General features: G+C 63.9%; 22 protein-coding genes. 6 read left to right on the top strand and 16 right to left on the bottom strand.

The window, feature by feature from the left end; all coding sequences use genetic code 11:
* The first annotated feature begins 38 nt into the window (after positions 1-38).
* The 3 genes from ACVJNE_RS05425 (at position 39) to ACVJNE_RS05415 (ending at position 3,554) form a co-directional block, all read left to right on the top strand.
* Entirely contained in the window at positions 39-530 is a 492-nt protein-coding gene (locus tag ACVJNE_RS05425) for an Lrp/AsnC family transcriptional regulator (RefSeq protein WP_499563639.1), read from the top strand.
* A 131-nt stretch (positions 531-661) separates the two neighbouring features.
* Entirely contained in the window at positions 662-2,155 is a 1,494-nt protein-coding gene (locus ACVJNE_RS05420) for an NAD-dependent succinate-semialdehyde dehydrogenase (protein WP_499563637.1), read from the top strand.
* 19 nt (positions 2,156-2,174) lie between these two features.
* Complete coding sequence (locus ACVJNE_RS05415; RefSeq protein WP_499563635.1) at positions 2,175-3,554, top strand: aspartate aminotransferase family protein; 1,380 nt, start codon at positions 2,175-2,177, stop codon at positions 3,552-3,554.
* Positions 3,555-3,631: 77 nt separating this feature from the next.
* Here ACVJNE_RS05415 and rpsP read toward each other — a convergent pair whose 3' ends face one another.
* The 5 genes from rpsP to ACVJNE_RS05390 form a co-directional block, all read right to left on the bottom strand.
* A complete protein-coding gene (rpsP, locus tag ACVJNE_RS05410) occupies positions 3,632-4,060 on the bottom strand; it encodes a 30S ribosomal protein S16 (protein ID WP_368803680.1) in 429 nt (142 codons plus the stop codon).
* A gap of 42 nt (positions 4,061-4,102) precedes the next feature.
* The gene (locus ACVJNE_RS05405; protein WP_173189210.1) at positions 4,103-4,423 is read right to left on the bottom strand and encodes a chorismate mutase; all 321 of its coding nucleotides are present in this window, start codon (positions 4,421-4,423) and stop codon (positions 4,103-4,105) included.
* A 7-nt stretch (positions 4,424-4,430) separates the two neighbouring features.
* On the bottom strand, positions 4,431-6,002 hold the full coding sequence (gene ffh, locus ACVJNE_RS05400) for a signal recognition particle protein (RefSeq protein ID WP_499563632.1): 1,572 nt from the start codon (positions 6,000-6,002) through the stop codon (positions 4,431-4,433).
* A 304-nt stretch (positions 6,003-6,306) separates the two neighbouring features.
* Positions 6,307-6,999, bottom strand: a complete 693-nt coding sequence (locus ACVJNE_RS05395) for a DUF1236 domain-containing protein (protein ID WP_173189214.1) — start codon at positions 6,997-6,999, stop codon at positions 6,307-6,309.
* 121 nt (positions 7,000-7,120) lie between these two features.
* The gene (locus ACVJNE_RS05390; protein ID WP_499563630.1) at positions 7,121-8,365 is read right to left on the bottom strand and encodes a flavin monoamine oxidase family protein; all 1,245 of its coding nucleotides are present in this window, start codon (positions 8,363-8,365) and stop codon (positions 7,121-7,123) included.
* Between the two features lie 152 nt (positions 8,366-8,517).
* Here ACVJNE_RS05390 and ACVJNE_RS05385 point away from each other — a divergent pair, with 152 nt between their 5' ends.
* Positions 8,518-9,333, top strand: a complete 816-nt coding sequence (locus ACVJNE_RS05385) for a lytic murein transglycosylase (RefSeq protein ID WP_499563628.1) — start codon at positions 8,518-8,520, stop codon at positions 9,331-9,333.
* A 43-nt stretch (positions 9,334-9,376) separates the two neighbouring features.
* On the opposite strand, the gene ACVJNE_RS05380 is transcribed toward ACVJNE_RS05385, so the two are convergent.
* Positions 9,377-10,600, bottom strand: coding sequence for an argininosuccinate synthase (locus tag ACVJNE_RS05380; protein WP_499563626.1), 1,224 nt, complete (start codon positions 10,598-10,600; stop codon positions 9,377-9,379).
* 209 nt (positions 10,601-10,809) lie between these two features.
* On the opposite strand from ACVJNE_RS05380, the gene ACVJNE_RS05375 reads away from it, so the two are divergent.
* Positions 10,810-11,817, top strand: coding sequence for a hypothetical protein (locus ACVJNE_RS05375; protein ID WP_499563624.1), 1,008 nt, complete (start codon positions 10,810-10,812; stop codon positions 11,815-11,817).
* Between the two features lie 4 nt (positions 11,818-11,821).
* On the opposite strand, the gene ACVJNE_RS05370 is transcribed toward ACVJNE_RS05375, so the two are convergent.
* The 4 genes from ACVJNE_RS05370 to ACVJNE_RS05355 form a co-directional block, all read right to left on the bottom strand.
* Positions 11,822-11,998 carry a hypothetical protein gene (locus ACVJNE_RS05370; protein WP_499563622.1) on the bottom strand — a complete coding sequence of 59 codons (177 nt, stop codon included), beginning with the start codon at positions 11,996-11,998 and terminating at the stop codon, positions 11,822-11,824.
* Positions 11,999-12,034: 36 nt separating this feature from the next.
* Positions 12,035-13,387, bottom strand: coding sequence for a TRAP transporter large permease (locus tag ACVJNE_RS05365; protein WP_499563620.1), 1,353 nt, complete (start codon positions 13,385-13,387; stop codon positions 12,035-12,037).
* The gene (locus ACVJNE_RS05360) at positions 13,384-14,004 is read right to left on the bottom strand and encodes a TRAP transporter small permease subunit (RefSeq protein WP_499563618.1); all 621 of its coding nucleotides are present in this window, start codon (positions 14,002-14,004) and stop codon (positions 13,384-13,386) included. The genes ACVJNE_RS05365 and ACVJNE_RS05360 overlap by 4 nt, the downstream gene beginning before the upstream one ends.
* Before the next feature lie 81 nt (positions 14,005-14,085).
* The gene (locus tag ACVJNE_RS05355; protein ID WP_499563616.1) at positions 14,086-15,210 is read right to left on the bottom strand and encodes a TRAP transporter substrate-binding protein; all 1,125 of its coding nucleotides are present in this window, start codon (positions 15,208-15,210) and stop codon (positions 14,086-14,088) included.
* A 213-nt stretch (positions 15,211-15,423) separates the two neighbouring features.
* Here ACVJNE_RS05355 and ACVJNE_RS05350 point away from each other — a divergent pair, with 213 nt between their 5' ends.
* Entirely contained in the window at positions 15,424-16,065 is a 642-nt protein-coding gene (locus ACVJNE_RS05350; RefSeq protein ID WP_499563614.1) for a LysE family translocator, read from the top strand.
* Positions 16,066-16,077: 12 nt separating this feature from the next.
* Here the strand turns inward: ACVJNE_RS05350 and ACVJNE_RS05345 are convergent, their stop codons facing one another.
* The 6 genes from ACVJNE_RS05345 to ACVJNE_RS05320 all read right to left on the bottom strand — a co-directional run bounded on the left by ACVJNE_RS05345 (position 16,078) and on the right by ACVJNE_RS05320 (position 20,072).
* Positions 16,078-16,518, bottom strand: a complete 441-nt coding sequence (locus tag ACVJNE_RS05345; protein ID WP_499563612.1) for a hypothetical protein — start codon at positions 16,516-16,518, stop codon at positions 16,078-16,080.
* Positions 16,515-17,747 (bottom strand): dual-specificity RNA methyltransferase RlmN, encoded by a 1,233-nt coding sequence (rlmN, locus tag ACVJNE_RS05340; protein WP_368803942.1) that lies wholly within the window; start codon positions 17,745-17,747, stop codon positions 16,515-16,517. The genes ACVJNE_RS05345 and rlmN overlap by 4 nt, the downstream gene beginning before the upstream one ends.
* 174 nt (positions 17,748-17,921) lie before the next feature.
* Positions 17,922-18,425, bottom strand: coding sequence for an invasion associated locus B family protein (locus ACVJNE_RS05335; protein WP_368803688.1), 504 nt, complete (start codon positions 18,423-18,425; stop codon positions 17,922-17,924).
* A gap of 252 nt (positions 18,426-18,677) precedes the next feature.
* Complete coding sequence (locus ACVJNE_RS05330) at positions 18,678-19,052, bottom strand: YkvA family protein (RefSeq protein ID WP_421929419.1); 375 nt, start codon at positions 19,050-19,052, stop codon at positions 18,678-18,680.
* A 66-nt stretch (positions 19,053-19,118) separates the two neighbouring features.
* Complete coding sequence (locus tag ACVJNE_RS05325) at positions 19,119-19,697, bottom strand: tyrosine phosphatase family protein (protein ID WP_499563609.1); 579 nt, start codon at positions 19,695-19,697, stop codon at positions 19,119-19,121.
* 78 nt (positions 19,698-19,775) lie between these two features.
* On the bottom strand, positions 19,776-20,072 hold the full coding sequence (locus tag ACVJNE_RS05320) for a 4a-hydroxytetrahydrobiopterin dehydratase (RefSeq protein ID WP_444726583.1): 297 nt from the start codon (positions 20,070-20,072) through the stop codon (positions 19,776-19,778).
* Between the last annotated feature and the right edge of the window lie 4 nt (positions 20,073-20,076).

The following is a 20,076-nucleotide window of genomic DNA, read 5'->3' as shown; positions in this document are numbered from 1 at the left end:
CGCGCCATCATGGTGTCGCCGCAACAGGCTCGCACCCCATGACCACATCCAAACTCGACGCAATCGACCTCAAGATCCTCGACGCGATCCAGCGCGACGGGCGGATCACGAAGCTGGCGCTTGCGGAAAAGGTGGGGCTTTCGCCGACGCCATGCTGGATGCGCCTGCGGCGGCTGGAGAAGGCCGGCATCATCTCGGGCTATCACGCGAGGGTCGATTTGCGACTGGTCGCGCCGGTGGCGACGGTGCTGGTCGAAGTGACGCTCGCGAGCCACCGGCAGGCCGACTTCGACCGCTTCGAACGCGCGGTGCGCGGCAGCCCGGAAGTCATCGCCTGCTGGTCGGTCGGCGGCGGTATCGATTACATGCTCAAGGTCGCCGCGCGCGACATCGACGCTTATCAGCGCTTCATCGATGCCATGCTGGAGCGCGAGATCGGCATCGACCGCTATTTCACCTACATCGTGACCCGCACGGTGAAGGAGGAGATTGCGCTGCCGGTAGCCACGTTGCTGCCGCCCGAGGCGTGACCGTGTAGAGACAATCTCTTCTTCTGGTCGATCGGCGCAGACGATCTGTCTGCGCGGCGGCACAGGAACAGTCTCACTCTCTTCGGCATCGTGGTTACCGTTACGGTCGAACCCTATCGAGAGGCTCGACCATGTCCGCCCGTTTTGCTCCCACATTGCGCCACGACGCGCTCGACGGCCTCGCCGATCGTCGGCTTCACCGGGAACTCGCTTATGTTGACGGTCACTGGACCGCTGGCGATGCCGGCGAGACGTTCGAGGTCACAGACCCCGCCACCAGTGAAAGCCTGGCATGGGTTGCATCGCTTGGCGAAGCCGAGACAGGTCGCGCAATCGACGCGGCATCGGCCGCGTTGTCCGTCTGGCAGACGATGCTGCCGCAGGAGCGCGCGACGATACTGCGGACGTGGTTCGACCTGATAAAGGCGGCACGCGACGACCTTGCCTTGCTGATGACGCTCGAACAGGGCAAACCCCTGCAGGAATCTCTTGGCGAGATCGACTACGCCGCCTCCTTCGTCGAGTGGTACGGGGAGGAAGCCCGGCGCGTGAACGCCGAGAGCGTTACCAGCCACCTGCCCGGCGCGGAGATGATGGTACGGCGTGAGCCGCTGGGTATTGTCGGCCTGGTGACGCCCTGGAACTTCCCATCGGCGATGCTGACCCGCAAGGCCGCCGCTGCTCTGGCCGTCGGTTGCACGGTCGTGGCGCACCCGTCGTCCGAGACACCGCTTTCGGCGCTCGCTCTGGCTGAACTGGGCGAACGCGCAGGCCTGCCCGCCGGCGTGTTCAACATCGTTACCGGCGATGCTGCGACGATCGTTGGCACACTATGCGCCGATATGCGTGTCCGGGCGCTGAGCTTCACCGGATCGACCGAGATCGGGCGGCTGATCGCGCGGCAATGTGCGCCGACGATGAAACGGCTCGTGATGGAGCTCGGCGGCCATGCGCCGCTGGTGATCTTCGACGATGCCGACATCGACAAGGCGGTGCGGATCGCAGTGGATGCGAAGTTCGCGACGTCGGGGCAGGACTGCCTTGCCGCCAACCGCATCTATGTGCAGCGCTCGATCTACGGGCGTTTCTGCGAGGCCTATGCAGCGCGGATCGGCGCGCTCAAGGTTGGGCACGGTCTCGAGCCAGGCGTCGAGATCGGACCGCTGATGCACGAGCGCGCGGTGCGCAAGGTCGAGGAGCAGGTGGCGGACGCGATTGCAAACGGTGCGCGGCTGCTTGCTGGCGGTGAGCGTGGCCAAGCCGGATCGCTGTTCTATCGCCCGACGCTGCTGGTGGATGTTCCCGATAGCGCCGCGATCATGCGTGAGGAAACCTTCGGCCCCGTTGCGGCGGTGACGCCGTTCGACACCGAAGCCGAAGTCGTGGCCCGCGCCAACGCGACCGAATACGGTCTTGTGGCCTATGTCGTGACCGAGAACGGCGCGCGCCAGCTTCGCATGGGACGCGCGCTTGACTACGGCATGGTCGCGATCAACCGGGTCAAGATCACCGGCGCGCCGGTGCCCTTCGGCGGCGTCAAACAATCCGGCCTCGGCCGCGAAGGCTCCCGCCACGGGCTCGAAGCCTTTACAGAACTCAAATATCTCTGCCTCGACGCAGCCTGAAGAAGAAGGAAGAAAGACGATGCTCGACCGCTCCAACGAACTCGCAGCCTGGGACCGCGACCATTTCTTCCATCCCTCCACCCATATGGGCATGCATGCGCGGGGAGAAGCTCCCAACCGCGTGATCGCCGGGGGCGAGGGTGTCTACATCACCGATGCGAACGGCAAGACGAGCCTCGACGCCTTTGCCGGCCTCTACTGCGTCAACGTCGGCTACGGGCGCCAGAAGATCGCCGATGCGATCGCGGAGCAGGCGAAGGAACTCGCATACTATCACGCCTATGTCGGTCATGGCACGGAAGCCTCGATCCGGCTTGCCAAGATGATCATCGACCGGGCGCCGGAAGGCATGAGCCGCGTCTATTTCGGCCTTTCCGGCTCCGACGCCAACGAGACCAACATCAAGCTGATCTGGTACTACAACAACGTGCTGGGGCGGCCGGAGAAGAAGAAGATCATCTCGCGCTGGCGCGGCTATCACGGCTCGGGCGTCATGACCGGTTCGCTGACCGGGCTCGAGCTCTTCCATAATGCTTTCGATCTGCCGCGCGCGCCGATCCTGCACACCGAGGCGCCGTATTATTTCCGGCGCGAGGACCGCTCGATGTCGGAGGAGCAGTTTTCACAGCATTGCGCAGACAAGCTCGAGGAAATGATCCTCGCCGAGGGCCCGGACACGGTTGCCGCCTTCATTGGCGAGCCGATCCTCGGTACGGGCGGCATCGTGCCGCCGCCGGCGGGCTACTGGGAGAAGATCCAGGCCGTGCTGCGCAAATACGACGTGCTGCTGGTCGCCGACGAAGTCGTCACCGGTTTTGGCCGGCTGGGCACCATGTTTGGTTCCGACCATTACGGCATGAAGCCCGACCTCATCACGATCGCCAAGGGTCTCACCTCGGCCTATGCGCCGCTGTCCGGCGTCATCGTCGGCGACAGGGTGTGGAAGGTGCTGGTCGACGGCTCGGACAAGTTGGGGTCGCTTGGCCATGGCTGGACCTATTCGGCTCATCCGATCTGCGCGGCGGCGGGCGTCGCCAATCTTGAGCTGATCGATGAACTCGATCTGGTGACCAATGCCGGAGAGACCGGCGCCTATTTCCGGGCCGCGCTTGCGGATGCGGTCGGCGGGCACGTCAATGTCGGCGAGGTGCGCGGCGACGGGCTGATGGCGGCGATAGAGTTCGTCGAGGATCGCGACGATCGCAAGTTCTTCGATCCGTCGCGGAAGATCGGCCCTCAGGTGGCTGCCGCGCTGCTCGATCGCGGCGTCATAGGCCGGGCCATGCCGCAGGGCGACATACTGGGCTTCGCGCCGCCGCTCTGCCTGACGCGCGAGGAAGCCGACATCGTGGTTGCCAAGACCGCCGAGTCGGTCAAGAGCGTGTTCGACCAGGGCTGAACCCAGGTCCAATCACCAGATAATAAAAATGGCGGGCCAAGGCCCGCCATTTGCTTATGCAGCAGTGAAAACCGCGATCAGGAAGCCGCTTCTTCCGAAGCTGCTTCCTCGGCCGGAGCGGCGGCGGCTTCGGCAGCAGCAGCGGCCTCTTCCGCGGCCTTGGCGGCTGCGGCTTCCTCAGCCTGCTTGGCGGCTGCGACGCGCTCCTGCGCCTTCTTGCCGGGCTGCGCCTTGCTCGGGTTGTTGCGTGCGTCGCGCTTGGCGAGGCCGGCTTCGTCAAGGAAGCGGGCGACGCGGTCGGTCGGCAGCGCGCCATTGGCGAGCCAATGCTTGATGCGTTCCTCGTCGAGCTTCACGCGCTCGCCGTCCTTGGGCAGCATCGGGTTCCAGGAACCGATCTGCTCGATGAAACGGCCGTCGCGGGGCGAACGGACGTCGGCAACGACGACGTGGTAGTAGGGACGCTTCTTGGAGCCCGCGCGGGCAAGACGGATTTTCAGTGCCATGTCATTTCTCCTAAAGTTTTGGCCTGTGGCGTTCCGTTGATTTCAGGTTTCGGCATCCGCACCGGAGGCGATCGCCTCGTGGTGGCGGATGACCTCGCGGATGACGAAGTTCAGGAACTTCTCCGCGAAATCGGGGTCGAGGTTTGCATCGTGAGCAAGCTGACGAAGGCGCGCGATCTGCTGGCTCTCGCGCGCAGGGTCGGCCGGCGGCAGGTCGTGCTTCGCCTTGAGAACGCCGACCGCCTTGGTGCAGCGGAAGCGCTCGGCAAGCATGTGGATCAGCGCCGCATCGATGTTGTCGATCGAGGCGCGATATTCGGCAAGCTGCGCGCGGGCCGCGTCCATGGGTGTCGCGTCGTTCATCCTCGCCTCACTTCTTCTTGCCGCCGGGCAGCCCCGGAAGCTTCATGCCGCCTGGAAGGCCCGGCAGTCCTCCCCCCGGAAGGCCGGGCAGACCGCCCGGCAGACCTTTCGGCATGCCGCCACCAAGACCGGCGGCTTCCGCCTGCTTCTGCAGCGCTTCGAGCTGCTTGGGGTCCATCTTCGACAGGTCGGGCATGCCGCCGCCCGGCATCATGCCGCCGAGGCCCATCTTGTTGGCCATGCCGCCCATCAGGCCGCGCATCATGCCGCCGCCCTTGCCCTTGCCGCCCATGGCCTTCATCATGTCGGCCATCTGGCGGTGCATTTTCAGAAGCTTGTTGATCTGCGCCGCGTCGGTGCCCGAGCCGGCCGCGATGCGCTTCTTGCGCGAATGCTTGAGCAGGTCGGGATTGGCGCGCTCGGCTTTCGTCATCGACTGGATGATGGCGATCTGGCGGCCGAACATCTTGTCGTCGAGGCCCGCGGCGGCGATCTGGTCCTTCATTTTGCCCATGCCGGGCATCATGCCCATGATGCCGCCCATGCCGCCCATCTTCTGCATCTGGCGAAGCTGGTCCGCGAGGTCGTTCAGGTCGAACTTGCCCGACTGCATCTTCTTCGCCATCGCCGCGGCCTTTTCCGCGTCGATGGTTTCGGCTGCCTTCTCGACGAGCGAGACGATGTCGCCCATGCCGAGGATGCGGTCGGCGATGCGCTTGGGGTGGAACTCCTCCAGCGCATCCATCTTTTCGCCGGTGCCGATGAGCTTGACCGGCTTGCCGGTCACCGCGCGCATCGACAGTGCCGCGCCGCCGCGACCATCGCCGTCCATGCGGGTCAGCACGAGGCCGGTGACGCCGACGCGCTCGTCGAAATTGCGGGCGAGGTTGACGGCGTCCTGACCGGTCAGCGAGTCGGCCACCAGCAGGATCTCGTGCGGATTCGAGACCTTGCGGATGTCCGCCATCTCGACCATCAGCGGCTCGTCGATATGCGTGCGGCCGGCGGTGTCGAGGATGACCACGTCGTGGCCGCCGAGCTTGCCCGCCTGCACGGCGCGGCGCGCAATGTCGACAGGGGTCTGGCCGGCGATGATGGGCAGCGTCGCGACGCCCGTCTGCTCGCCGATCTGGCGAAGCTGTTCCTGCGCGGCGGGGCGGCGCGTGTCGAGCGACGCCATCAGGACCTTCTTGCCCTGGCGCTCGGTCAGCCGCTTGGCGATCTTGCCGGTGGTGGTGGTCTTGCCCGAGCCCTGCAGGCCAACCATCATGATGACGACCGGGGCGGGCGCGTTGAGGTCAATCGTCTGGCCTTCGGAGCCCAGCATCTCGACGAGTTCGTCGTGGACGATCTTGACGACCATCTGGCCGGGCTTGATCGACTTCAGGACCTCGGCGCCGACGGCCTTCTCGCGTACCTTGTCGACGAAGGAGCGGACGACCTCGAGCGCGACGTCGGCCTCGATCAGCGCACGACGCACCTCGCGCAGCGCTGCAGAGACATCGGCCTCCGACAGCGCGCCGCGGCCGGTGAGGCCGTTCAATATCGAACCGAGTCTTTCCTGTAAGCTCTCAAACATCCGCTTTTCCCGTTCCCTGACTTTTTCGTTCGCCAGAGAGGTAGTGCCTGTGCTCTGCCATGCCAAACCCCAAAACCGAAAAGCACCCGGGGGCGCATCGCGCTGCCGGGTGTTGACCTCCGGGATCAGCCTGCTTTGAGCAGGTTTCGCCCCGGTCGGCGGCTCGGAGTTGTCACTCGTCGCTGATTTCAGCGCGCTCTAGACAGGAAAAGTGCTTCGGAGTCAAGGAGAATGCCTTGAAACGGGAAGGGCCGCCTGCTTTCGCAAAGCGGGCGGCCCAATATCCCATTGGTGGTTCGTGCAATTAGCGCACGATGTAGACGACGCGGTTTGTACCGGGTTCGACGAGGACCGGCTGTCCGTTCACATAGACATAGCGATACTCGTAGTCCGGAATTTCACGAACCTCGACGGTCTCGGGCAGGGTAGCACCTACCACGACCTCGCCTTCGAGATAGACCGGCTCGACGGGATTCTCCTCGACGTAGGTGCGGACCTGCGGAGCGGGGTCGATGATGCTGCCCGTTACGCCGCCGCCAGCCGCGCCGGCTATGCCGCCAACCGCCGCGCCAACCGGGCCGCCGATGATCGCACCGGCGATCGCGCCGGTCACACCACCGGTTACGCCACCCACGGTACCGCCATCGGCAGGCGCAGGTTCAGCGGGACGCTCATAGACGGCAACCGGAACCTGCATTTCGGCCGGGCGCTCGGTGACGATGACTTCCACGCCGGAATTGTCGGCGATCAGATAGTCGGAGTAAGCCCAGCCGGAGAGGTCTCCATAGCTCACTTCGCACCATTTGCTGCCCTCGATGCAGCCATTGAGCGTTGCCTGGTCATCGACTGCAATAGCGCCCACCACCGGATACTGGGGGCCGGGGCCGGAGCGGACGTTGAGGTCGGTGGTTGCAACGACGGATGTCTGAGCCGCGGCCAGGGACGCGGAGGCCAGAAGCGCGCCGGCTGCTACCGACAGAAAAAGACGAGATTTCATAGCGATGTTCCTTTTTGAGGTTTTCCCCTTCGGCGGCAACAACGAGACAAGGAACGCGACGTTCCAAAATCGTGATCGCACCGAGATCACGATTCCCTACGGCGGTTTGCGGGATATGAAGTCAGGAAAGGTGAGCGATGACCTTGTCGGCCACATCTTCGCCTGAAAGGCGGGCGCCGCCGCATGTCTGGATGAGGGGCCCCGCCAGATGTTCGCCGGCAAACCAGATGCGTTCGCCGACAGGTGCGGACAGGGTCGCGCGCGCAGCGGACTTGCCGGGCCGGGCCGCTGCATATGCGCCGCGTACGTAGCGCTCGCCGCTCCAGCGCGTCATCGTCGCGCGCCCGACATATTTGCGCGCATCGTTGCCGAAGATCGCGCAGAGCCGGTGCACGACATAGTCCACGCCCGCATCCTCGCCCGCCGCTTCCATTTCCCAGGCGAAATCGCCACCGACGAAACCGACCATGAGGTCGATATCGAACGGGAAGCACAGGAAGAACAGGTCGTGGCGGGCATGACCTTCAATGAGCAGGTCATCGAACGGGCTCAATCCGAAGCGGCCGCCGCTGATCTCGACAGGGATTTTGGTCAGCATGCCCATCGGCAGGTCGAAGATCGCTTCGCGGTGACCGAGCGGCAGGCCCGGCAGGAACTCGATCTCGTCGAAGGCCAGCACCGCCGGAGAAGCGGTCACGATCACGGCGCGGGCGCGGATGGTGCCACGGTCGGTGCCGACGGCAACACCCGGACCGCCCCAGCGAATGTTGCGTACCGGCGTCGACAGCTCGACGGATATGTCGGCGCCGAAGCGGGCGACGAGCGCGCCGAAGCCCTCGCGGGTGAAATAGTTGGGGTCGAGGCAGGCGGCGGCCTTGAAGTCGGCGATTGAAATCTCGTCGTCGTCCTTGCCGAAGTCCATCGGCCCGGAGAACGTGGTCGCGGCGCGCAGCGCGTGGCCTTGCCGCAGCAACGATGAGAGGCGGTCTTCCGGTGCCGCGTGGGCCTCGATGAGCGCCTGCATCTCCAGGTCGGCGGCCTTGACAGCCTCGACTTCGGCGACGCTGGCAGCCCGGTCGTCGAAATAAAGCCGATCCAGCGCCATGTCGTGATGGAACAGGGTCCATCCGGCGTCCTGCGCTTCCTGGAAGTAGGGGTTGCGGTCGGCTGCGTGAAGCCAGGCACAGCCGATGTCGAAAGGAATGCCGAAATGTTCGCTCGACGTGAAGGCGCGTCCGCCGATGCGGTCCATGGCCTCCAGTACCGTGACGCTCTTGCCGGCCGCTCGCAACCGTCTGGCGGCGGCCAGTCCGGCAGAGCCCGCGCCGACGATCACCACATCGACATCGCCCACAGCCCCCTCCATGTAAGGCTCCGGTAATAATGGCAGGTTATTGAAGTTCAGCGCCCTGCGCCAGCGTTTTGCATTTCGTGAGAACTTGGCTGTGCAGGTGACAAGGCGCCGTCAGGCTGGCAAAGTCGCCGGCAACGTAGAATCGTTCTATCAAGGAGAAACGGATGGCGGCCAAGGCTAAGGGCAAGGTGCTGGCTGTGTTGATGCTGGCTCTGGGGCTGTCAGGCGGCGTGGCACACGCGCAGCAATGCGGCAACAATGCAAACGGCTTCAACACCTGGAAAGCGGAGTTCCGTCAGCAGGCGGCGGCCCGCGGTGCGGGGCAGCGCGCGCTCGCGGCGCTTGAAGGCACCCGCTACAACAACGCGACGATCAAGGCGGACCGGGGCCAGAGAAGCTTCAAGCTCTCGCTCGATCAGTTCATGCAGCGTCGCGGCGCGCCGGCGATCGTGCGCAAGGGACGCCAGCTCAAGCAGCAGAACGCGCAGCTTTTTGCCAGCATCGAAAGCCGATACGGCGTGCCGCCCGGCGTGCTGCTCGCGATCTGGGGCATGGAGACCAATTTCGGCGGCTTCATGGGCAACCAGAACATTGTCTCGGCGGTCGCGACCCTCGCATATGACTGCCGGCGCTCGGAGTTCTTCACCAGACAGCTCCATGCCGCCCTGCAGCTCGTGGATCGCGGCTCGCTGCGGGCCGATTCCATCGGTGCGGCTCATGGCGAAGTCGGCCAGACGCAGTTCCTGCCGGAAAACGTCGTCAAGTTCGGCGTTGACGGTGACGGCGACGGTCGGGTCGACCTGATCCGCAGCAAGGCCGATGCGCTTCACTCGACCGCCAACTTCCTGCGCGGCCATGGATGGCGGCCGGGCGGTGGCTACCAGCCCGGCCAGGCAAACTATCGTGCGATCCAGGGCTGGAACGCCGCCAGCGTCTACCAGCAGGCAATCGCCATCATGGCGGCCGATATCGACGGCTGACCTATTGTTGATTTCCCTCCCTCTCGCGAGGGGGGGGAGTCTCTCAGCTCTTGCGCTTGCGGGCGGCCAGCGTGCGCAGCCGAAGCGCGTTCAGGCGGATGAAGCCTTCGGCGTCCTTCTGGTCGTAGGCGCCGCGGTCGTCCTCGAAGGTGACAAGCGCGTCGGAATAAAGCGACTTTGGCGAGCGGCGGCCGGTGACGATGACGTTGCCCTTGTAGAGCTTGAGCCGCACTTCGCCTTCTACATCTTCCTGGCTCTTGTCGATCAGCGCCTGCAGCATCTCGCGCTCGGGCGAGAACCAGAAGCCGTTGTAGATCAGCTCGGCATAACGCGGCATCAGCTCGTCCTTCAGGTGCGCGGCACCGCGGTCGAGCGTGATGGATTCGATGGCGCGGTGCGCCTGCAGCAGGATCGTGCCGCCCGGCGTCTCGTAGACGCCACGCGACTTCATGCCGACGAAGCGGTTCTCGACGAGATCGAGCCGGCCGATGCCGTTGTCGCGACCGAGATCGTTGAGCTTTGCCAGGAGGGTCGCCGGAGAGAGTTCCTTGCCGTCGATCGCGACGGCATCACCCTTGCGGAAGGAAATGACGAGCTCGGTGGGCGTGTCGGGCGCGTCCATCGGCGAAATTGTGCGCATGTGGACGTATTCGGGCGGCTCCTGCCACGGGTCTTCCAGAACCTTGCCTTCCGAGGAGGAGTGCAGAAGATTGGCGTCGACGGAGAACGGTGCCTCGCCCTTCTTGTCTTTGGCGACGGGAATCTGGTGCTGTTCGGCGAAGTTGATCAGGTCGGTGCGCGACTTGAAGGTCCAGTCTCGCCACGGCGCGATCACCTTGATGTCGGGATTGAGCGCATAGGCCGAAAGCTCGAAGCGGACCTGGTCGTTGCCCTTGCCGGTGGCGCCGTGCGCAATGGCATCGGCACCCGTCTCCTCGGCGATCTCGACAAGACGCTTGGAGATCAGTGGGCGCGCAATCGACGTGCCGAGCAGGTACAGGCCCTCATATTGCGCGTTGGCGCGGAACATGGGGAAGACGAAGTCGCGCACGAACTCCTCGCGGACGTCCTCGATGTAAATCTCCTTGATGCCGAGCATCTCGGCCTTCTTGCGTGCCGGCTCCAGCTCCTCGCCCTGGCCGAGGTCCGCGGTGAAGGTCACGACCTCCGCGCCAAGCTCGGTCTGCAGCCACTTCAGGATGATCGAGGTATCGAGGCCGCCCGAATAGGCCAGCACCACCTTCTTGACGTCTTTCAGTTTGGACATATCGCCCCCGGTTCGTTTCATGCGCGGCGGCAGGCCGCCACGCGAGGATCGGCGGCACTTTTATCAGGAATGCCGGGCCGGGCAAGCGCGCTGGCGCAATCGGCCCCCAAGCCGTTCATCCGATTGTGAGATGGCGGTGTCTTGCCGCCCGTTTTGCCATCGATAGACTTGCCCGGACTGATTCTATGCGTTGAAGAGGGGAAGAAGACTTGCCGTTTCAAGCAGGCCGCGTTGCGCGCGTGGAAGGGCTGGCCGGCAGCGCGTGGCGCCGACGACTGGCACTGTCCTGCGCGGTGCTGGCCGTTGCGATTGCCTGGCAGCCCGCCATGGCACAGCAGCCGGACCGCTGGGTGGCGGACGAGACGCTGGCGCGCGCGACGCTGCCCGCGCCGAGCGCCGGCGAAGTGGTGTCCGCCACGCTTTCCTGCGAGGCGCAGCGCTGGTCTCTGGTGCTAGATCTGGGTGAAGGCGCGAATGCCAGGGCGGGATCTGCAAATATGTCTGTCGGCAGTCGGCGTTACGAACTCGATATGCGAGCGAACGGCAATCTGCTGACGGCAAGGCTTCCGAGGGAGGCGCTTGAGCCGCTCAAGAACGGCTCGCGGCTGGAATTGGCGCCGGCGGCGACTTCGGGTGAGGAGGCTGCGGCGCTGGTCTTTTCGCTGCGCGGATCGAAGCTTGCCATCACCAGTGCTCAGGAACGATGCAGCCTGCGCGACATGTCGGCCTATCAGCCGGTGACCTTCACGCCCTATTCCTCGTACATCAATCTCGCCAGGACGCTGCGCGCAGCCGATATCGCCGCATTCGCGCAAGCGACCGCATCGCAACCGAAGCTGGACGTGGCGATGGTGGAACTCGACGATGGCAGGCGCGTGCTGTTTGCCCGACTGTGCGGATCATCATGGTATTACGGTCTGTCCGGCTGCAACATAACCGGCTTCGCGCCGAAGCCCGCAGGGTCGGCAGAGGGTGGCGAGGACGATCAAGCTGCGGAAACCGCGTGGCAAACAGTCTACGATACGGAGAACGTGCTCCTGTATCTCGACCAGAAGTCGCTTTCCCATGGCTGGCCCGACGTCGTCACGCTGCCGGCCGGAACCCCAGGCACCGGTCTCGTCTGGCGCTGGGACGGCTGGTCCTACGCGCTGAAGGGCGAGCTTCCCGAAGAGGCGGACGATTTCGACCCGCAAGCCCTGCGCCAAGGCCGCGATTGAGGCTCTAGCGTCGGGCTGAACCCCTTCTGGTGAGCTGCGTTCCGAAATCGTAGGCCGCAAGCGCTATGCCGATCAACGCGACGACGATCAGCATGGGGTGCGCAACCGAGACGACGATCACGCCCAGGAAGCCCGCGAAGAACAGGAAGGCGATTGCCGCCATCATGCGGTCCGCTGTCATTTTCTTCTCCTTGCCTTCCACATCGCGCCAGACCTGCTAGCGGCCATACATCAACTGCGGCAGCCAGTAGATGATGGCTGGCACGTTGTAGACCACGATCATCGTCAGGAACACCATCGCCACATAGGGCAGCGAGCCGGAGAAAATTTCCGTCAGCTTCACATGCGGCGGCGCAATACCCTTGAGGTAGTAAGCCGACATAGCCATCGGCGGCGTAAGGAACGATGTCTGGAGGTTCAGCGCGATCAGGATACCGAAGAACAGCGGATCGATGTCGAACAGCGGCAGCAGCGGCAGGAATATCGGCACGAAGATGATGATGATCTCCGACCATTCGAGCGGCCAGCCGAGCAGGAAGATGATGAGCTGGGCGAGCAGCAGGAACTGCAACGGGGTCAGGGACAGTCCTTCCACGAACTCGCGGACCACGTGCTCGCCGCCGAGATAGGAGAACACCGAGGCGAAGACCCACGATCCAACGAACAGCCAGCACACCATCGCCGTCGTGCGTACGGTCAGATAGACGGATTCCTGCAGCCGCGCCCAGGTCAGCGCGCGGTAGGCGGCTGCAAGCAGCAGCCCGCCCAGCGCGCCGATGGCGGCCGCTTCCGAAGGGGTTGCCAGCCCGAAGAGGATCGCGCCCAGCACTGACAGGATCAGGATCGCCAGCGGGAAGAACGATGTCAGCATCATCCACAGGATGCGTGTCACCGGAATTTTTTCGTCGGTTTCCGGTGGACGCGGGGCGAGATTGGGCTGCAGCGTGGCTCGGATGATGATGTAGATGAGATAGGACCCGGCCAGCAGGAAGCCCGGCAGAAGCGCCCCGGCATAAAGCCGCACGATCGACACGCCAGACGAGGCAGCATAGACGATCAGCATGATCGAAGGCGGAATGAGAATGCCAAGCGTGCCGCCGGCGCAGATGACGCCCGACGCGAAACGGGAATCGTAGCGCGCCTTGAGCATCGCGGGGAAGGCAAGCAGGCCCATCAGCGTGACGACCGCGCCGACGATGCCGGTCGCGGTTGCGAACAGCGCGCAGGTGATGAGCGCCGCAACCGCCATCGAGCCGGGCAGACGGCGCGTAGCAACGCTCAGCGTCTCGAACAGCCTGTCGACGATGTTGGCGCGTTCGACGATGTAGCCCATGAACAGGAAGAGGGGGATCGCCGTCAGCACGTCGTTCGCCATGACCGAATAGGTCTGATTGACGAACAGATCGAAGACGCGATTGTCGAAGATGTGCCGCATGCGATCGGCATCGAAATAGGCATAGTAGCCGAAGCCGATGCCCATCGCCATCAGCGTGAAGGCAATGGGAAAGCCAAGCATGATGATGAAGATGAACAGGCCTAGCATCAGGATCGCGATTTGCGGATCGGTCATCGACGCGGCTCCCTCGGCTCGACCACGTCGACTGCTTCGCTGCCATGCGCGATGGCCGAAAGTCCTTCCTTCTGCAGCACGGCTTCCAGTTCCTCCACGTCGTCATCGGGCTTCAGCCATTCGCCGGTGCGGATCGCCAGGACGCAGCGGAACACCTGGGCGATGCCCTGGATGACCAGCAGCACACCGGCGGCGACGATGACGCTTTTGAATTGATAGATCGGTATGTTTGCCGGGCTCATCACGCTGACCTCGAGGTAACGCCACGAGCGGCCGGCATAGCGCCAGCCGGCGAAGACGAGCGCCAGCACGCCGGGAAAGAAGAAGATGAAATAGAGCACCAGCTCGACGGTCGCCTGCGTGCGGATCGACCAGAGGCGATAGACGAAGTCGCCGCGGACATGCGAGTCGCGCGACAGCGCATAGGCGCCCGCCATCATGAACATGGTGCCATACATCATGTAGGTGAGATCGAAGGCCCAGGCCGTGGGCCTGTTGAAGAGATAGCGCGCGAAGACCTCGTAGCCGACGCCGAGGGTCATCACCATTACGCACCAGGCGAAAGCCTTGCCGAACCATGCAGAAAGCTTGTCCGCCAGTCGAATATAGCGTTCCATATTGTCCTTCACCGCACCTAGGACGCTGAGAACGGGGCAGCCAAACCGCCCCGTTCATTCATGCGTGACGCTTCCGGGCGATCAGATCTTGCCCGGGAAGTAGTGCTGGTAGGCGAGCTTGTAGTCCGGCGCGTTCTGAAGGGTGTAGAATACCACGCGCTCGCACCAGGCCTTCTGGCTCTCAACCACCTTGGCGAAGAACTCGTCTTCCATCAGCGGCGGCAGGATCTGGTCCCAGGCGGCGAGCTGCGCCTTGAGGACGTCGTCCGGCGTGCGCATGACGTTCACACCGGACTCGCTCTGCAGCTTGGCTAGATCGCTGGAGTACTGGTCCATCGCCAGCGCTGTGTTCGACAAATGCACCGATTCAACGGCGTATTTCAGAATCGCCTGCAGGTCGTCGTCGAGGCTCTCGAACTTGTCCTTGTTGAAGATAAACTCGAAGGACTCCGACGCCTGATGGTAGGAAGCGAGCATGTAGTTCTTGGCCACGTCCTGCGCGCCGAAACGCATGTCGGAGGTGGGGTTGTTGAATTCGAACGCGTCGATGACGCCGCGCTCCATCGCTGGCACGATTTCGCCGCCCGGCAACTGCGCGACGGCGCAGCCCATCGCCTGGAACAGGTCGGCGGCGAGGCCGACCGTGCGGTATTTGAGGCCGGCGAGCTGGTCGGCGCTCTCGATGGGGTTCTTGAACCAGCCGAGCGGCTGGGCCGGCATGCCGAATGCGAAGAAGCCGACTACGTTGAGCCCGAGTATGTCCTGCGTCAGCTCGCGATAGAGCTCGTTTCCGCCGCCATGATACATCCAGGCGATCATCTGCGTGGCATCGGCGCCGAACACCGGACCGGTGCCGAAGAGCGAGGCGGCCTTGTTCTTCCCGTACCAGTAGACCGGTACGTCGTGTGCGGCATCAAGGACGCCGTCATGGCAGGCGTCCTGCACCTGGAATGCGCCGACGACTGCGCCGGCAGGCAGCAAGTCTATCTTGAGCCGACCGCCGGACATCATCTCGACGCGCTCGACATATTGCTGCGCCATCTCCTGGAAAACGTCGGAAGACGGCCAGGACGATTGCATGCGCAGCAGCACCGGCGCCTGCGCCAGGACGGCAGGCGTGGCCAGCGTGGTCGCGGCAGCGGCAGCACCGGCGCCCAAGGTCGAGTTGCGCAGAAACCTGCGGCGAGAAATCGCAGCTTTGGTCATTCTATCTCCTCCCAAATAAGCTGACTCTTATGTTTTTTGTGAATTCAGCCTGCATACACTATGATATCTGGTTGCTGTTGCAACCGTTTTCGACACTTCCGATTGCAGAGCCCGCCCTGCCCCAGTCGAGAACGCTTGCGTGACCCTCGCGCGCGGCGCGCGGATGCACTATCAGCAACCCACAACGTTCCCGACAAGAAGAAGCCTGTGCCGATGGCATACATTCCGGAGTGCGCGATCATCGCGCAGTTTGCGGTCGCCACCCTCATCATTGCGATCACGCCCGGTCCCGACATGACGCTGTTTGTGGGCCGGACGCTCTCGCAGGGCCGCGCGGCGGGCCTTGCCTGCATGGCGGGCGCGATGAGCGGCATACTCGTTCACACGCTGCTTGTTTCACTGGGGCTCTCGGCGCTGATCGTGGCCTCGCCGCAGGCCTTCCTAGCGCTCAAGATATTCGGAGCGGGCTACCTGATCTGGCTGGCGGTGCAAGCGATCCGCAAGGGTGCGGCGTTCTCGCCGGAAAAGGCCGCGGGGCCACGGCGGTCGCTGGCGGGCAACTGGGCGATGGGCATTGCCATCAACCTGCTCAATCCGAAGATCGTGCTGTTCTTCATGACCTTCTTGCCGCAGTTCGTCTCGGCAACCGATCCGTATGGGCCGCAGAAGCTCCTGTTCCTTGGCCTGCTCTTCATTCCGATCTCTCTGCCGGTCACCGTGCCGATGGTGCTTGCGGCAGACGGCTTTGCCTCCATGCTCAAGCGCATGCCGCGCGTCATGCGCGTCGTCGACTATCTTTTCGCGGGGATATTCTCGGCCTTCGCGCTGCGGATACTGACCGCCTCGGCCCGATAGCAGCGGCGCGGTTCAGCGACCGTGCAGCCAGACGCCCGAAGAGCGTCCCGCCACGGCCCAGTAGGCGATTCCGGCCACTAGGCCGCAAGCAACCATGATCAGGAACGGCCACGTGTTGGCGCTCGAGACGGGAACGCTATGCTCCCAGGCCAGCAGAGCGGCGGCGGCTGCCACGCCGGCACCCGCAAGCGCGTGAAACAACCAGTCGCGGCGGCCAAGAAGCTCGGCGACCAGGATCGCGGCCAAGGCCGGGGCAAAGGCATGGTAGGCGAACAAGGCGGCCAGCACGGACACCATCAGGTAGAACGGGCCGTCCAGCACGGGCAGCGGGCTGTCCGGTTCTCCGCTTCCGGCAAGCAAAACCGCGCCGAAGGCGCTTGCGACAAACGCGGCAAAGGCAAAGCCAACGATGATGACTGCGAAGCGCCAGAGATAGCCCAGTACGCGGCTCACGCTTCGCCGTGTCCGGCGATCATCATCGCTTCGAGCGCAAGGCGCTCGGATTTGCGCATGCGCTCCGATTCCGACTTGAGCTGCCCGCAGGCGGCGAGGATGTCGCGACCGCGCGGGGTGCGGATCGGCGATGCGTAGCCGGCCTGGTTGATGTAGTCGGCGAACTTCTCGATCGTTTCCCACTCGGAGCACTGGTAGTTTGTGCCCGGCCACGGGTTGAAGGGGATCAGGTTGATCTTGGCGGGGATGCCGCGCAGCAATCTCACCAGTTCCTTCGCGTCGTCCAGCGAATCGTTGACGTCCCTCAGCATCACATACTCGAAGGTGATGCGGCGCGCGTTGGAAAGGCCCGGATAGTTTCGGCAGGCGTCCATCAGCGCTTCAAGCGGATACTTCTTGTTGATCGGCACCAGCATGTCGCGCAGGTCGTCGCGCACGGCATGCAGCGAAATCGCCAGCATCACGCCGATCTCTTCCCCGGTGCGCGCGATCTCTGGAACCACGCCGGAGGTCGACAGCGTGATGCGCCGCTTCGAAAGCGAGAGGCCGTCGCCGTCTGATGCAATCAGCAACGCCTTTTTGACATTCTCGAAATTGTAGAGCGGTTCGCCCATGCCCATCATGACGATGTTGGAGACCTTGCGGCCCTCGGCCGGGACGATCGCGCCGTCGGGCGTATCACGCTCCGGAAAATCGCCCAGACGGTCGCGTGCGGTCAGCAACTGCGCGAGGATTTCCTCGGCGGTGAGATTGCGCACGAGCTTCTGGGTGCCGGTGTGGCAGAACGAGCAGGTGAGCGTACAGCCGACCTGGCTCGAGATGCACAGCGTGCCGCGCCCTTCCTCGGGAATGTATACCGTTTCAACCTCGACAGGGCGCCCGGCGCCGCGCGGCGGAAAGCGGAAGAGCCATTTGCGGGTTCCGTCGTTCGAAATCTGCTCTTCGACGACTTCTGGCCGGGCTACCGTGAAATGGCGGTCGAGTTCGGCCCGCAGGTCCTTCGAGATGTTGAACATCTGCGAGAAATCGGAAACGCCGCGCACATAGAGCCAGTGCCAGAGCTGCTGCACACGCATGCGACGCTGACGCTCCGGGATGCCGGCGACGGCCAGGGCCTCGGCCATCTCCTCGCGGCTGAGGCCGACGAGCGAGGGCTTTTCAGGCGTGCGCGCGTTGGCGCCGAGAGCGGCGCGGGTCTGCGCGGAGGTGAGGTCGAGCGTCAGTGTCATGATCGGAAAGAGATAGTGGCGGCCGTGGCCGCGCGCCAGTGTTGGCCGCGACATAGCAGAAGAAGCCCGTCACGTCACGGGGGCGGGCGTTTCCATGCCGTTCGCCAAAGCGGCCAGGGCTGCAAACGAAAAGGCCGGGCGCATGGCCCGGCCTTTCGAATCCCGTTCTGCCCGCTACTGGCAGTTCTGGATCGAGTTGAGCGCTGCGGTAATGCCGCGCAGCGAGAACGTATAGCTGGTCGCGTTGCCGCGCCCGGACGTGGCCTGAATCCGCATATCGGCGCCGGCACGCATCGAAGCGATGAGCTGCGGCTCCTCCGCGGCGTTTTCCATCCAGGCCGACTTGCCGCGCGTGAACATCGAATAGTTCTTGTCGCCGATCGTCACCTGCACCTTCGAATTCGACTGGAAGTCGTAGGACGCGATGAACTGGGGCTCGTAGGACACGTTCTGCCCCGGCTTCTGGCTGACGAAGAAATAGATGTCGCCGTGATCGAGGCTGGCGGGCTGCTTTTCGGTGGGCACCGTCAGCACGTAACAGACCTTGCCGTTGTTGGCCTGGTAGGAATAGGTGCCCCAAGCATTGTGCTGGCCGATCTTGGTTGCCGATTGGGCTAGCGCCGGCGTCGCCGCCGCCAGCATGGCGAGGCAGGAGATTGTCAATATTGTTCCGCGCATCGTCGTAGCGTTATCCCTGTGCGTGGTCGTGTACGGGTGTTCGAACTGGTTCCAAATCAGGTTCCAATCGCTTCATGTTAATTTAATCAGGGTTACCAAAGCGTGAATCGCACCGATCCGCAGCGCCCCGCAACTTTGCCACCCGACTGCCACACGAACCCATTGCAGGCCCGTGACCTGGCTGCCTCATCCCTTGCACTGTTTTGAAAAGGGGAAAAGCGGCGAGAGTTTGACTTGATCCGACTGGAAAGATCAGTCCAGTTCCCGCTCCAGCGCCTCGCGGGCCGCCGCGCGATGCGTGGGCTTGATGTGCCCCTGGATGGCCGTGACGGCTGCGGTCAGCACTGCAAGATCGTCGGTAAAGCCGAAGCCGATCAGGAAGTCCGGGATCATGTCGACCGGCATCACGAAGTAGGCAAGCGCGGCCAGCAGGATGCCGCGCACTCTCGTCGGCGTATTGCGGTCGGTGGCCGCATAGTAGCTCGCCACCACGTCTTCCATGAACGGGATATGCCGCGCAGCGCGTTTTGCCGTGCGCCAGAAATTCTCGCGCACGCGCCGTTCCCGCTGCCGGTCTTCATCGGCGGAAACCGGCTTGAGGATCTCTCCGACCTTGGTCTGGCTGATGACGCTCTTGTTCATAACCTTGAGATGGGCGGTCTTATCTGGCGTTGCAAGAGCCGCCCCGCTCGGTCAGGCCGCCATCTCCACTTCGCGGGCGCGCCCGATGGTCCTGATCCACTCTGCGAATTCCGGGCGGGCCTTCGCCTGATGGCCGTAATGGCGGCGCAGAGCCGCGACCAGCCGGCCTTCGCGTCCCAGCAGGTCGTCAGCCATGCCGACCATGACCGAATTCGGCCACGCCTGAGACCTGATCTCGCGCAGGCGTGCGAAGAGGACATCCTCGTCGGTGTCCGGCTCGGTCTGCGCCATCAGCGTGAGCATCGCGGCGGTGGAGCGCGATATGCCCATATGGCAGTGCACCAACAAATGGCCGTTCGGCCCTTCGCCGCGCCAGCCGCGCAGCCCCGTCCCGAAATCGAGGATCGCTTCCACATGTTCGCGGGTCGGCATCACCATGCCGGCGGCTGGGTCGATGATATCGTGAAAGCGCAGCGTCGTGCGATGATGGTCTCCATAGGCAGCGAAGGCATCGATCTCCGCGCGGCCGGGATCGAGCACCGAAAGCACATGCGATACCGAGCGCGAACCCTGGGCGGGCAGTTCGTCGATGCCGCAGATCGTCAGGACGGAAATGGAGGCGGGGATCATGGCTCGGCACCTGTCGCTGGAGGAATCGCGGACAGGTCAGTACACCAGAATTGCCGATTCGGGCAGGTCTGCGGCGGTTCAACTTCCCGCGACGCGGTCCATCCGGCGCGCAAGATCGAAATCGAGCCCGGTCAACCCACCTGCGTCATGCGTGGTCAGGCGCACGTCGACTTTGTTGTAGACGTTGAACCATTCCGGGTGATGGTCAAGCTTCTCCGCGGCCAGCGCCGCCCGTGTCATGAACCCGAACGCCTCGCTGAAGGTCTTGAACGCAAAGCGCTTCTCGATCGCGGCGCCGTCTTCGGTCCGGGTCCACCCATCGAGCCCGGCAAGGGCCTCCGCGATCGATGTTTCGTCCAGTTTTTCGCGCGCCATGACC

Source organism: Mesorhizobium sp. DxT, assembly GCF_058448885.1.
This window is presented reverse-complemented; position numbering and strand designations above follow the sequence as displayed.

What these genes read in the sequence shown, in the direction of transcription:
- ACVJNE_RS05425 (WP_499563639.1), top strand. Translation starts at nt 39, where the DNA reads ATGACCACATCCAAACTCGACGCAATCGACCTCAAGATCCTCGACGCG.
- ACVJNE_RS05420 (WP_499563637.1), top strand. Translation starts at nt 662, where the DNA reads ATGTCCGCCCGTTTTGCTCCCACATTGCGCCACGACGCGCTCGACGGC.
- ACVJNE_RS05415 (WP_499563635.1), top strand. Translation starts at nt 2,175, where the DNA reads ATGCTCGACCGCTCCAACGAACTCGCAGCCTGGGACCGCGACCATTTC.
- rpsP (WP_368803680.1), bottom strand. Translation starts at nt 4,060, where the DNA reads ATGGCACTGAAAATCCGTCTTGCCCGCGCGGGCTCCAAGAAGCGTCCC.
- ACVJNE_RS05405 (WP_173189210.1), bottom strand. Translation starts at nt 4,423, where the DNA reads ATGAACGACGCGACACCCATGGACGCGGCCCGCGCGCAGCTTGCCGAA.
- ffh (WP_499563632.1), bottom strand. Translation starts at nt 6,002, where the DNA reads ATGTTTGAGAGCTTACAGGAAAGACTCGGTTCGATATTGAACGGCCTC.
- ACVJNE_RS05395 (WP_173189214.1), bottom strand. Translation starts at nt 6,999, where the DNA reads ATGAAATCTCGTCTTTTTCTGTCGGTAGCAGCCGGCGCGCTTCTGGCC.
- ACVJNE_RS05390 (WP_499563630.1), bottom strand. Translation starts at nt 8,365, where the DNA reads ATGGAGGGGGCTGTGGGCGATGTCGATGTGGTGATCGTCGGCGCGGGC.
- ACVJNE_RS05385 (WP_499563628.1), top strand. Translation starts at nt 8,518, where the DNA reads ATGGCGGCCAAGGCTAAGGGCAAGGTGCTGGCTGTGTTGATGCTGGCT.
- ACVJNE_RS05380 (WP_499563626.1), bottom strand. Translation starts at nt 10,600, where the DNA reads ATGTCCAAACTGAAAGACGTCAAGAAGGTGGTGCTGGCCTATTCGGGC.
- ACVJNE_RS05370 (WP_499563622.1), bottom strand. Translation starts at nt 11,998, where the DNA reads ATGACAGCGGACCGCATGATGGCGGCAATCGCCTTCCTGTTCTTCGCG.
- ACVJNE_RS05365 (WP_499563620.1), bottom strand. Translation starts at nt 13,387, where the DNA reads ATGACCGATCCGCAAATCGCGATCCTGATGCTAGGCCTGTTCATCTTC.
- ACVJNE_RS05360 (WP_499563618.1), bottom strand. Translation starts at nt 14,004, where the DNA reads ATGGAACGCTATATTCGACTGGCGGACAAGCTTTCTGCATGGTTCGGC.
- ACVJNE_RS05355 (WP_499563616.1), bottom strand. Translation starts at nt 15,210, where the DNA reads ATGACCAAAGCTGCGATTTCTCGCCGCAGGTTTCTGCGCAACTCGACC.
- ACVJNE_RS05350 (WP_499563614.1), top strand. Translation starts at nt 15,424, where the DNA reads ATGGCATACATTCCGGAGTGCGCGATCATCGCGCAGTTTGCGGTCGCC.
- rlmN (WP_368803942.1), bottom strand. Translation starts at nt 17,747, where the DNA reads ATGACACTGACGCTCGACCTCACCTCCGCGCAGACCCGCGCCGCTCTC.
- ACVJNE_RS05335 (WP_368803688.1), bottom strand. Translation starts at nt 18,425, where the DNA reads ATGCGCGGAACAATATTGACAATCTCCTGCCTCGCCATGCTGGCGGCG.
- ACVJNE_RS05325 (WP_499563609.1), bottom strand. Translation starts at nt 19,697, where the DNA reads ATGATCCCCGCCTCCATTTCCGTCCTGACGATCTGCGGCATCGACGAA.
- ACVJNE_RS05320 (WP_444726583.1), bottom strand. Translation starts at nt 20,072, where the DNA reads ATGGCGCGCGAAAAACTGGACGAAACATCGATCGCGGAGGCCCTTGCC.